The sequence below is a fragment of the Massilibacillus massiliensis genome (genome assembly GCF_900086705.1).
GTDB lineage: Bacteria > Bacillota > Negativicutes > FLKF01 > FLKF01 > Massilibacillus > Massilibacillus massiliensis.
Map to the genome: position 1 here is coordinate 3,496,684 of NZ_LT575483.1, position 12,815 is coordinate 3,509,498.

Consider the following 12,815-nt stretch of genomic DNA (forward strand, 5'->3'; position numbering starts at 1 on the left):
ACACTGGATTATATCGTGATTTGCTTTGTAAGCTTTATACCCAATTGAACAGCTTTTTCACAGTCTTTAGGAAATTGTTCTTCTCGAACTTTCGCTTTTTTACTTTCATCAAATAGTGTTGCAACGTATTTTGAGTAATCATCAAATTGGTAGGTATCATTCACAGTGAGGGTTTCTACGTAGCCAAACGTTCGTTGAAGACACATTTCCATTGGTTCAAGTTCTTTTTCCAAATTCGAATCTTTCATTTGGGTATTTGTCCAGTTCATCGTATAGATCAAAGCAATAGCAATGAGATAACATAAAGAGGACTGGCAACAAATTCTACTGTTGCCAGTCCTTACATTGTGTATCACTAAATTATGATCGAGCGTGTTAGTTATCTTTTGCTTCGATGACTTTTTCTGCTACGTTTTTTGGTACTTCTTCGAAGTGATGCATTTCCATAGAATAAGTGGCTCTGCCTTGCGTCCTTGAACGAAGATCTGTTGCATATCCAAACATTTCAGAGAGGGGAACAAACCCTCTTACAATCTGCATGACGCCTCTTGCTTCCATACCCTCGATTTTACCTCTTCTCGAGTTTATATTACCGATTATATCGCCCATATAGTTTTCTGGAACTGTAACCTCCACTTTCATGATAGGCTCGAGCAGCACAGGGGCAGCTTTTTTGCATCCATCTTTGAAGGCCATAGAACCAGCAATTTTAAAGGCCATTTCTGATGAGTCAACCTCGTGGTAGGAGCCATCAAACAAAGTAACTTTAAGATCTATTACTGGATATCCGCCGAGTACACCGTTGTTTAGTGCTTCTGTTATACCAGCTTCAACTGCAGGGATGTATTCTCTTGGGATCGCTCCACCGACAATCTTATTGACAAATTCAAAGCCAGTACCGGCTTCTTTTGGTTCAATCTCAAGCCATACATGACCGAACTGACCTTTACCGCCAGACTGTCTGATGAACTTACCTTCAACTTTAACTTTTTTCTTAATTGTTTCTTTGTATGCAACTTGCGGTTTTCCTACATTTGCTTCAACTTTGTATTCTCGCATCATTCTATCCACGATGATGTCTAGGTGAAGTTCTCCCATACCAGATATTATAGTTTGACCAGTATCTGGGTCGGTATAAGTCTTGAAGGTTGGATCTTCTTCGGCAAGCTTCGATAATGCGATGCCCATCTTTTCCTGCCCAGCTTTCGTCTTTGGTTCAATTGCTACACTGATCACTGTTTCAGGGAATTGCATGGATTCTAGAATAATTGGATGCGCTTCATCACAAAGTGTATCTCCTGTAGTTGTATCTTTAAGACCAACTGCTGCAGCGATATCTCCTGTAAAAACTTCTTTAATATCTTCTCTATGATTTGCATGCATTTGCACGATTCTACCAATTCGTTCTCTTTTGTCTTTCACTGAATTGTAAACGTAAGATCCAGCGTCCAGTTTTCCCGAATATACTCTAAAGAAACAAAGTTTTCCAACGAATGGGTCAACCATAATTTTAAATGCCAAAGCTGAAAATGGTTCGGTATCCTCAGGCTTTCTTTCCATTGGTATATCACCTTCAAGAGAAATTCCTTTGATCGGTGGTATATCTTCAGGGGAAGGCATATAAGCGATAACTGCATCAAGTAGAAGTTGGACACCTTTATTTTTATAGGAAGATCCACATGTCACTGGAATAATTTTCGTTTCGATTGTCGCTTTTCGCAAACTGGATATTAATTCAGCTGTTGTGATTTCTTCACCTTCAAGATATTTGATCGTTAAATCTTCATCTTGCTCAACAACTGCTTCAAGAAGCTTTGTTCTATACGTCTCAGCTAAGGCTAACATTTCTTCAGGAATATCAGTTTCTTCTATTTTTTCACCTAAATCATCCCTATACATTTCCGCTTTCATTTTTATCAGGTCGATAATACCTGTAAAAGTATCTTCACGACCGATTGGCAATTGGATGGGAATTGCATTTGCTTGCAATCTATCTTTCATCATTTGTATGACATTTAAAAAATCAGCACCCATAATATCCATTTTGTTTATATAAACCATCCTTGGAACTTTATACTTATCCGCCTGTCTCCATACCGTTTCTGTTTGCGGCTCAACGCCATCTTTAGCAGACAGTACTGTTATAGCCCCATCAAGCACGCGAAGTGATCGTTCCACTTCAACTGTGAAGTCAACGTGGCCAGGGGTGTCAATAATGTTAATTTTATGATTTTTCCATTGTGCTGTTGTCGCAGCCGAAGTAATTGTTATTCCTCTTTCTTGCTCTTGTTCCATCCAGTCCATTGTAGCAGCACCTTCATGAACTTCGCCTATTCTATGAGTTCTTCCTGTATAAAATAGGATGCGCTCAGTCGTTGTTGTTTTGCCAGCATCAATATGAGCCATAATTCCTACGTTTCTAACTTTATCAAGTGTAAATTGTCTTGCCATAAATATCTTCCTTTCGACATAAAATATACAAACCGGTCTACTAAAATAATAGTTCTTTATATTACAAATGTCAAGAATAAACAATTAGTCTGAAAGTTAAAACGTTTATTCTTGACACCTTCGTGTAGAATGCTATAATTTTATAGACCAGTCGGTTTGATTTACCACTCTATATGTGCGTGATATTACCTGAATATGAGGATTTAATAATTTTTGATAAAGGTGGATGTAAAGACTATATGAAGCAAAACACAAAAATTTTAAAAGGTGAAAAGTCTAAAGCGCAATTGATAGAATGTGCATCTCGTTTATTTCTGGAAAAAGGGTATAATGCAACAGGAATTAACGAAATCATAAACAGCGCTGGATTGTCTAAAGGGTCGTTCTATTTTTATTTCTCAAGTAAAAAAGATCTAGCAATATCCGTAGCTGAATATTATAACCAAATCATGCTTACTGACATTGCAAAGACTGCAAAAGATAAAACATGGGAAGCTTTTGTCGAAAAACTAGTGGGGGATCTCCTTAAAAAAGCAAAAGGAGGGAAGAGTTTTGGATGCCCAATGGCTGTATTAGGGATGGAGACTGCTATTTTAGATCCAGATATTGCCGCTAAAAATTATGCATCTTTACAGAGTATAATTGCGATCTTTACAGATGTACTGAAGAGGTCAGGGGTTTCTGAAGAAAAAGCGACCAGCAGTGCGGAGCGTGCATTTGCGATATATGAAGGATATTTGTTGTTATATAGATTAGGCAAAGATCTTCATGAATTAGAAAAACTTTTAAGAGATTTAAAAGAAATATAAACTTAATTTCGGATCTAAAAGGTAAATATAGTAAGTTTGTAGATCTATGTAGCCGTTTATATGGTGTAGTATAAAGCTGTCATTTTACAAAGAGCTCTTGGACTTTTATTGCTGGATGATGATAGCGTTCTTTTTGAATAGAGTCTTGTTTGTATTCGATCGCCTCTTGCGGGCACCAATGAATGCAGGCTAAGCAATATTCGCAATGATGCTGCCAGCAGGGGCGGCCTTGTTTAATGGTGATATTATTTGCCGGACATGTTTTGGCGCAGATCCCACAGCCAATGCAAGTATCTTTTGTCCAAAAATCTATATCCATTTTGCTGGGGTTAAAATCATGATACATTTTTTCCGCCATAGAATCCGTGATTAGGGCGGTTGTTTCATTTTTTTCTTTATGATCAATGGCTGCAGCAATTGCAGAAATTTCTTGTGGTTCATTGTCAATCCGATCGATAAAGTCTTGTTTTGGATGCGGATAATACATAAACCACATGTTGCCCGGCATTGATATGCCGAAGGTTGCCGACAAACTGCCGCCCCTGTCAATTAAAATCTGTTGCAATTGCTGAAAGGAAATAGCTGCAGAACTTCCATAGCTCGCAATTGCGAAGTAGTATATATCCTTATGAACAGGCATCGTTTCGACAAATCGCTTTAACATATGGGGAAGTCCGCGAAAATAGACAGGAAAGATGAATCCAATTCTGTCCGCGTTTAAAGCGTCATTATGATCCGTGTTTTTATGAATTCTTACGATTTTAGCATCGGTTAGATTGGTTTGTAAGTCCTTTGCTATTTTTAGAGAATTACCTGTACCAGTAAAATAATAAATTGTTGTATGCATAAACATCACTTCAATATCTATAGATTTTGGGACAGCTCATTAGCCGTATGCTTATCTTGAGCTGTCCAATACTTTTTAAATAAGAATAAAGAAAAAAGAAATTACCATTTTTCAATGTGTACTTTTTCAGCTTTATAACGATCCATAAATTCATTCTTTTGACCATCGGGATAGCCTACAGAAATCAGTGCAAATGGTTTTATATGAGACGGCAGATGAAATAAATTGCGTACATTTTCAGCAACAAAGTCTGCCGTTGCAACACCAAGCCATACACCACCAAGTTCTAGATGCACTGCTTCTAATAATAAATTTTCAGCAGCGGCAGCTAAATCTTGTTCCCAAGCGGTCGGAATTTTTAGATCATTTTCATTTGCTACTAAAACGAAGGTAACTGCTGAATTTGCAGCCATCTTCGCATAAGGAGAAACTTGAGAAATTTTTTCTAAATTCTCTTTTTCCTGTACGACAATAAATTCCCACGGCTGCTGGTTGCCTGCCGAAGGAGCCTGCATCGCTGCTCGAAGTAAGCGATCAATTTTTTCCGGCTCAACAGCCTGATTTTTAAATTTACGGATACTTCTTCGATTGAATATTTCTTTCATAATATAGATACCTCCTCAGAATATTGTAATGCTTTTCTATATATTTTTTATTATAACTATTCTAAGCAACGTTTTCCAATTTATTCTGTCTTTTATATATACTATGGACAGATAGGCAGCGGGTCGGCGATAAGCACCCATCTGCGTCGTTGCATGAAGGTGCTGTTCGTCGACGTACGACAGTACGACTCCTTCACATCCCCTTCATGCGCCTAGCATCTGGGCACTTCTCACCAACCGGCAACCTATCTTCGTACTAGTTTATGGGGGAAACAAATTTAAATATCTTCTATGGTCGACAGTTTAAGCGATGATTCCAAGCTGAATCATCGCTTTTGTAATTTGTAGGTTAAACCTTCGATTGACAACAATTTTAATGGAAGATCATCTAGAGAATATACAAAAAAATAACGGAAGCATTACAGCTCTATTTTTAATTTACTTAATTTTTACATAGACTTAACATTTCACAATATGTATCTTGCTATACTGGAAACAGTCACTGACTAAATTATAAGGATGAAAGGACATCATAATGCGAAAAAATATTTTGAAGACGATCGTCTTCGGGCTATGTAGCACTCTTTTACTAGCTGGATGTGGATCTTCCAGCTCTACTGGCAGCGCAGACGGCAATGGTAAAAAAATTAAGATTGAATATTGGCATGTCAATGCTGAAACACAAGGCGGTAAAACAGTGGATCAGCTTGTTAAGGAATTTAACGCGCAAAGTAAAGATGTTGAAGTGGTTGCTCGTTATAATCCGGATATGTACAAGGGTTTGATGCAGAATTTGCAGGCTGAGGTTGCGACGGGTAAATCACCGGCTGTCGTACAAATAGGATGGGCATTTTTAGATTATTTTTCTAATAATTTTCAATATGTTGAACCTCAAAAAATTATAGATGCAAGTTTTCCGGATGATAAAACTTTTCTTCAAGATAAGTTTCTTCCGAACATATTAGGTCTTGCTAAAAACAGTAAAGAAAGTCAAGTTGGTATCCCTTATTCATTGAGTACACCAGTATTATATATAAACAAAGATCTTTTGAAACAAGCTGGATTAGATGAAAATGGACCAAAGACTTGGGAAGAATTGATCCAATTCTCTAATACGATTAAAGAAAAAACAGGAAAATACGGTTTTTATATGCAAGAACCAGCCGATAACTGGGCGCAACAATCCTTAATTGAAAGCAATGGTGCTAAGATGATAACCAACGGCAAGGCAAGTTTTGCCTCAGAAGAAGGCATCAAAGCATATCAAGCTTATGCGGATATGGTAGTAAATACAAAATCAGCGCTACATATTTCTTGGGGTGAGGGTGTACAATCCTTCATTGACGGAAATGTTGGCATGTTATATACGACGATTGCACAGAGAGCAAATGTCCAAAACAATGCAAAATTTGATGTTACAGCGGTGAATTCACCAGCTTGGCAAGGCAAGGATAGAAAATTGCCAGCAGGCGGATGTTTCTTAGCAATTACAGCACAGTCACCTGAAGAACAAAAAGCAGCGTGGGAATTTATGAAATTCCTTTATAGTGTGCAGTCTATGGCAGAATGGACGAAAGGTACCGGCTATGTACCACCTCGTAAAGATGTAGCTGAGGCTGAAAATGGCTTAAAAAGTTTCTTAGCTGAAAACAAAATGATGACGGCAGCTACAACGCAAATGGAAAGTGTAGTACCTTGGACCTCTTTCCCAGGGGATGCAGGTCTCCAAGCAGAACAGCTGTTACTTGATGTAAGAGATCGAATCTTAAATGGCAATATTTCAGCGCGGGACGGTTTGACGGAAACCCAGACGAAGATTAATACATTGATGAAATAGAGTTCATGCATTGCGGGAAGATCCCCGGCTTGAGACGCAGTTAAACAAAACGTTGAAAACGGTGGATTCAGAGAAAAATTCTGGACCACCGTTTTTACATGTTAGCAAAGAGAACGATAGGAAAGAGGTGCAAGAATGGAAATAAACAAAAAAGGAATCTGCGCTAGAAACCGGGACTGTCTGTTAGCGTATGGGTTAATCCTTCCGTCGCTGATTGTATTTGGAATATTTATGTTTTATCCACTCTTTTATACCATTTATTTAAGTTTTTTTGATTGGAATATGATTAAGCCGATCAAAACTTTCGTCGGTTGGAAAAATTATATCGCTTTATTTCAAGATCCATTGACGTATATTGTGTTAAAAAATACGCTGACCTATCTTGGTATTTTATTAGTGCTTAACTGTGCAGCACCGTATGTTTTAGCGTTTATTTTATCCTTTGTCATCAAACGTGGTCAAAGTTTTTATAAAAGTGCATTTTTTTTGCCAAGTGTAATTTCACTTGTTGTAGGGTCTATTTTGTATTTATGGATTTTAAACCCCGTATCCGGTCCGGCTGCGATTATTGCCAACCTACTGGGTATTCCCTTACCTGTTTGGAGTAAAACGCCGGGTTTGGTTATTGTCATATTGAGTTTCATCACAACATGGAAAGTGTTTGGCTATAATTTCATTGTCATATTTGGCGGTGTGGCAGGTGTGCCGCGTGAAGTCATTGAAGCAGCGCGGATTGATAATGTGCCGTTATATAGAATTTTCTTTGATATTGTGCTGCCGATGAGCGGGGCTACCGGAATCTATATTTTTATTATGACAATTGTTCAAGGATTGCAGTATGTTTTTACGCCAATCAAGGTCATTACGCAAGGCGGACCGGATAATGCCAGCTCCAATGTGATTTATCACGTATATCAAGAGGGCTTTAATTTATATCACACAGGATACGCTTCAGCTTTTGCGATTGTAACGATGGCATTATTTATTGTACTGCTGATTTTTGAATTTAAATATGTGGAGAAAGGTATTTATTATGAAAAATAAACAAGAGTATCCGTGGCATTTTTTGCTTTGTATCGCGTTATTTTTTTCTTTATTGCCGATTGTTTTCGCGATTTCCAATTCTTTTAAAGATTTGAGCGAAGCCTATAATAATGTATTTAATTTGATTCCGGACTCTCCGACTTTAGATAATTATGTACGGGTTTTTTCTCAACTGCCGTTCACGAACATTGTAACAAATACATTTCTCATTGCTGCCACAGTAACGATTTTTAAAATAATTACTGGAATCATGGCGGCTTATTCTTTTGTATATTTTGATTTCAAAGGGAAAAATGTTTTGTATTTTATTCTGATTAGTACGATTTTCATTCCCTTTACAGTCACGATGATTCCAAACTATCTGACGGTATCGCAGCTTGGCTTTCGAGATCATCTTTTAGGTGTTATTTTACCGCAGCTGAGTGATGCCACTGGAATTTTTTTAATTCGGCAAGCGATGCGGACGATTCCTTTTTCATTGATAGAAGCAGCGAGGCTGGAAGGGGCAAAACCCCTGCGTGTACTATGGGATATTGTTTTGCCGATGGTGAAACCTGCGGTTGTTTCCACAGGGATTATGTTCTTTATCAATTCATGGAACGAATATGTGTGGCCGGTATTGGTACTGAAAGACAAGGTCAACTATACTTTACCGCTAGCCTTGCAACTTTTCATCAGTTCTGAAGGAGGCACCGATTTTACGGTTGCTATGGCGGTGTCCGTCGTTACGATGATGATTCCGCTGATCTTGTATCTCATTTTCCAACGTTATATCATTCAGACATTTACTTCTTCTGGGGTGAAAGGTTAATCGAAAACGCAAAGAAAGGTCGGTAAAATATGAAAGAAATTATATTTGAAGATGTATGTAAGACTTATCATAAAACGAATGTTATAGAAAATTTAAATCTCACAATTCAACCGGGCGAGCGTCTTATTTTATTAGGCGCTTCGGGATGTGGAAAATCAACGACATTACGGATGATTGGTGGGCTGGAAGAAATCACTTCCGGAAACTTGTATATGGATGGACAGCGTATCAATGATGTAGCCAGCGGCAAACGAAATGTGAGCATGGTTTTTCAAAATTATGCCTTGTTTCCCCATATGACCGTGGCAGAAAATATTATTTATGGATTAAAGGTACAGAAATTAGCGCAGGAAGAAATTAAAGAAAGACTACAGTCGGCGCTTTCTATGTTGGAGTTAAATGGTTTGGAAGAGAGAAAACCCAAAGATTTATCGGGGGGGCAGCGTCAACGTGTAGCGTTAGCTCGTGCGATTGTTAAGCGCAGTGATGTATTGCTGCTGGATGAACCGCTTTCCAATTTGGATGCACAGCTTAGAGTGCATGCGAGAAAAGAATTGGTCAAAATTCATCAGGCCTATCATCAAACATTCGTCTATGTTACCCATGACCAAGTAGAGGCGATGACAGTCGGAGACCGTATCGCCCTGATGGACAAAGGCAAGTTGCAAATGGTAGATACACCGCATAATGTTTATCACAGACCGGCGAATGTTTTTGCGGCTAAATTTATTGGTTCCCCGGCGACTAATATATTTACGGTGCAGTACGAAGAGCGCGCAATACAAATCGGTTCTCAAAAAGTTACGTTGCCAAATGTTTGGAATGATTATGTTGGTAAGAAGGGCTGCGCAGCGTTTTATTTGGGAATCCGCCCGGAACATATTCAGCTGGAAACAGAGCAAGTGGAAAATTCTTTTTCTGGTACAGTGAAGTACATTGAAGATTATGGAAATCGCTGCGGGGTGTATTTTACGATTGGTGATGAAGAAGTGGTTGCCATTCAAGATCAAGTGGATTTAAAACCGGGACAACCGGTATGGTTTAAGTTGAATTTTAATAAGATGCATGTGTTTGATAAACAAACAACAATAAATATTGGCTATCCGGAGGTGTAAGATGAATCTATATATTAGCACGAATTTATATAAACCAGAGCAGCTCAATCATGTATTTGAATTACTTGAACAGGTACAAGATCCTATGCTGGGTATTGAGATCTTCCCTGAATGGCACAACCCTTTATTTGGAGATATGCTTGCAAAGTATAAAGAAAAATTTCGTTTGTACCCAAGCTCTTTACATGGTCCTTATGAGCAAATTGAACATAGTAAACGCGAAGGGACACAAGACTATATAAAAGCTGCTGCATATTTTCGGCAGACCTTGAGACTGGGAAGAAGTTTGCATAGTAAGTATATCGTTTATCATCATAACAATTGCCCGGTAGATTCTGAAAAACGAGAAGAAATGGTGCAGGTTTCCTCAAAAAATCTTCAAACACTTGCAAAAGAAGCGGCACAATATGGCGTACGTATTGTCGTCGAAAATGCCGGTGTGCGTTCCAGAGGAAATATGCTATTTAATGAAGCAGAATTTATTCGCATGGCAGAGCAGATTCCCGAAGGCATTTTGCTAGATATAGGGCATGCCCATGCCAATGGGTGGAATCTGGAGCATGTGATTAAATCCTTATCGCATAAGATTATCGCTTATCATGTACACAATAACGATGGGGAGGCAGATCATCATAATCGTATTTTCGATGGAACCCTGGACTTTGAACAGTTCCTTAAAACGTATCAAATCTATACGCCTAAAGCCGATATCGTGATCGAATATGGAAAACATTGTGCGGAAGATAAAGAAGGTATTATAGAGGACATTGCTTATATTCGTAAGGCATTGCAAGTTTGAGCTTAACTGAAAAAGTTTAATCGCTAAATCTTGTTGGATGGGGGCGATTATCTCTTTTTTATTGCGATAATGTAGGTGTCTAAAGGGTAAATAAAGGACTGAGAATAAATGAACAGACCCCCATAAGTTAGACCTAAAAATCTAATTTAAGGGGGTCTGTTTTTTCATGGCAAAGTATAGTTTTGAACTTAAGCAAAAGGTTGTCCAGGCATACTTATCTGGCGAAGGTGGATACAAATATTTGGCAAAAAAATATTCGATAGTGAATGAGGTTATGGTAAGGAAATGGGTAAATGCTTATCAAAAAATGGGTTCTGATGGATTAATGAGATCTCGAAAAAATAAAACTTATTCTTTTGATTTTAAACTTCATATGGTAGAGTCATATTTAACAACAGAAGTTTCATATCAGGAGTTAGCTTTGAGTGTCGGAATGAATAATCCTACACTGCTTGCCAGATGGGTAAATGATTTTAGAATTGCTGGTCCTGATGCTTTGAAACTTAAAACGAAGGAGCGTCGTTCAAAAGTGGAAAAGCCAAAAGATATCAGTAAACCTATTGCTGAAAAAATAAATAGTGATTCTAAATACCTTAAACAACTTGAAGAAGAAAATTTAAAACTCAGGATCGAAAATGCATATTTAAAAGAAGTGAGGAGACTGCGTTTAGAGGGAAAACCTCAAAGCAAAAAGCGAGAATCATCCAAAGTCTCCGAGGATCCTTCAAATTAAAAGATATTCTCGCTATCACTGGATTTCCTAAAGCTACATATATGTATTGGCAAAAGCGATTCGAACGAGAAAATCCAGATTTAGAATTAGAAACATTGATTTTAGAAATACATAAACAACATAAAGATTTTGGTTATCGTAGAATTTGTGGACAACTACGTAAAAACAAGGTGGTTGTGAACAAGAAAAAAGTACAACGTATTGTACAAAAACTTGGCATTCAAGTAACTTCATTTACACGTAAGAGCAGAAAGTATAGTTCTTATAAGGGAAGAATCGGAAAAGTTGCACCAAATAGACTTCACCGACGTTTTAATACAAATGTTGTTCATCAAAAAATCACAACAGATACATCTGAGTTTAAGTATTATGAAATTGATGATAAAGGAAGAATGATAATTAAAAAGCTTTATCTTGATCCATTCATGGATCTTTGCAATCGTGAAATCATAAGTCATGGTATTTCTCAGAGTCCTTCGGCTGAAAATATAATGAAAGCATTAAATGAAGCTATTGATATAACTTCAGACTGCCAATATAGGAGAACATTTCATTCTGATCAAGGATGGGCTTACCAGATGAAAGCTTATTCACATACATTAAAAGCTAATAGAATATATCAAAGTATGTCACGCAAAGGAAACTGTTACGATAATTCTGTAATGGAAAATTTCTTTGCAATTATGAAACAGGAAATGTATTACGGAGTTGTTTATCATAGTTACAATGAGTTGAAATCTGCGATTGAAAAATATATAAAATATTATAATGAACAAAGAATCAAGCAAAATCTGGGATGGATGAGTCCTGTTGAATATAGGCTCAGTCTCCTGGCTGCATAAAGAAATAGCGTAACAGCTAAAACTGCTACGCTACAAAGTCTAACTTATAGGGGTCACTACAAAAATCCCAGTCCTTTACTTATTTGTGTATTTTGTTATAATATTCTAATAGGTGCTATCATAAAACGGTAGGCGGTCAATCTTGCCCCCGAAAGGGGGGATGCCCATGAATGAGACGAATGTAACATTGTTGCTTTTCATTGTTCTTGTGGTATTTTTACAAAAAAAGTAACCGCCCTCCAGCTACCAACTTGAGGCGGTAATTTTATTACTTATACTTTTTGGGGCTGACCGCTTATCGGTAGCACTTTATCTATATTTATTATAACCATAATTTTAAAAAATATCAAACGTAATTTTAGATCAATTTTATCTGTCGACCGTTTTCTTCCAGCTGTTGACAATGCATAACATTTAGTTTATGATAAATAATATAAAGGGTGCTACCGATAGACGGTTCACCTGACAAAAATATAGAGATTAAATCAAAAGAGTGTAACCGCTATATCTTGCTGGAGATTGGGGCGGTTATCTCTTTTTTATTGCGATAATGTAACCTGTAGCAAGTATAAGCAATACATAAAGCTCCAGAGTTCCCATATGCTCACCCCATTTCTGTGGGGAAGGTAAACCGCCTACCGTTATCGTAGCACCTATTCGGATTATAACAAATAATGTCAAAAAAGTGCAAGAGTAAACACGAAAACCACAACAAAAAAACATGATTTTCATCATAAAAATCATGTTTCATCCTATTTTTACTTGCAATCGCTAAAAAGTGTAATATAATTAGTAATAGGTGGAAATTAAAAAAGTCGCCGTGTCCTGGGAGTGGTGGAACACTCACAGGCACGAGCAGGTGTATACGGCACCTACACGTAACAGCTAGCTGTCTACGACGACAATTTATTATACCGTGCTT

The 12,815-nt window shown here is 37.6% G+C and carries 11 protein-coding genes; 7 read left to right on the forward strand and 4 right to left on the reverse strand.

Features of this window, described 5'->3' with window-relative positions:
- Positions 1-8: 8 nt before the first annotated feature.
- Both BN6559_RS16815 and fusA read right to left on the reverse strand, forming a co-directional pair.
- Positions 9-248: a hypothetical protein gene (locus BN6559_RS16815; RefSeq protein ID WP_110955812.1), complete on the reverse strand. Its 240-nt coding sequence runs from the start codon at positions 246-248 to the stop codon at positions 9-11.
- A 127-nt stretch (positions 249-375) separates the two neighbouring features.
- Positions 376-2,451 (reverse strand): elongation factor G, encoded by a 2,076-nt coding sequence (gene fusA, locus BN6559_RS16820; RefSeq protein ID WP_110955813.1) that lies wholly within the window; start codon positions 2,449-2,451, stop codon positions 376-378.
- A 179-nt stretch (positions 2,452-2,630) separates the two neighbouring features.
- Here fusA and BN6559_RS16825 point away from each other — a divergent pair, with 179 nt between their 5' ends.
- The gene (locus BN6559_RS16825) at positions 2,631-3,260 is read left to right on the forward strand and encodes a TetR/AcrR family transcriptional regulator (protein ID WP_199884094.1); all 630 of its coding nucleotides are present in this window, start codon (positions 2,631-2,633) and stop codon (positions 3,258-3,260) included.
- 79 nt (positions 3,261-3,339) lie between these two features.
- Here the strand turns inward: BN6559_RS16825 and BN6559_RS16830 are convergent, their stop codons facing one another.
- Positions 3,340-4,107, reverse strand: a complete 768-nt coding sequence (locus BN6559_RS16830) for an EFR1 family ferrodoxin (RefSeq protein ID WP_110955815.1) — start codon at positions 4,105-4,107, stop codon at positions 3,340-3,342.
- Positions 4,108-4,208: 101 nt separating this feature from the next.
- Positions 4,209-4,712, reverse strand: a complete 504-nt coding sequence (locus BN6559_RS16835) for a nitroreductase family protein (RefSeq protein WP_110955816.1) — start codon at positions 4,710-4,712, stop codon at positions 4,209-4,211.
- A 535-nt stretch (positions 4,713-5,247) separates the two neighbouring features.
- Here BN6559_RS16835 and BN6559_RS16840 point away from each other — a divergent pair.
- The 6 genes from BN6559_RS16840 (at position 5,248) to BN6559_RS16865 (ending at position 11,893) form a co-directional block, all read left to right on the forward strand.
- Positions 5,248-6,549: an ABC transporter substrate-binding protein gene (locus tag BN6559_RS16840; RefSeq protein ID WP_110955817.1), complete on the forward strand. Its 1,302-nt coding sequence runs from the start codon at positions 5,248-5,250 to the stop codon at positions 6,547-6,549.
- 135 nt (positions 6,550-6,684) lie between these two features.
- A complete protein-coding gene (locus BN6559_RS16845; protein ID WP_110955818.1) occupies positions 6,685-7,593 on the forward strand; it encodes a carbohydrate ABC transporter permease in 909 nt (302 codons plus the stop codon).
- Complete coding sequence (locus BN6559_RS16850; RefSeq protein WP_110955819.1) at positions 7,583-8,404, forward strand: carbohydrate ABC transporter permease; 822 nt, start codon at positions 7,583-7,585, stop codon at positions 8,402-8,404. Before BN6559_RS16845 ends, BN6559_RS16850 begins: the two co-directional genes overlap by 11 nt.
- 29 nt (positions 8,405-8,433) lie before the next feature.
- Complete coding sequence (locus tag BN6559_RS16855; protein WP_110955820.1) at positions 8,434-9,519, forward strand: ABC transporter ATP-binding protein; 1,086 nt, start codon at positions 8,434-8,436, stop codon at positions 9,517-9,519.
- Between the two features lies 1 nt (position 9,520).
- Positions 9,521-10,318: a sugar phosphate isomerase/epimerase family protein gene (locus tag BN6559_RS16860; protein ID WP_110955821.1), complete on the forward strand. Its 798-nt coding sequence runs from the start codon at positions 9,521-9,523 to the stop codon at positions 10,316-10,318.
- Between the two features lie 166 nt (positions 10,319-10,484).
- Positions 10,485-11,893 (forward strand): IS3 family transposase gene (locus BN6559_RS16865; RefSeq protein WP_234407855.1). Its coding sequence is split into 2 segments (ribosomal slippage): positions 10,485-10,985 and positions 10,988-11,893, totalling 1,407 coding nucleotides; the frame shifts between segments, so codons are not numbered across the junction.
- Positions 11,894-12,815 lie beyond the last annotated feature (922 nt).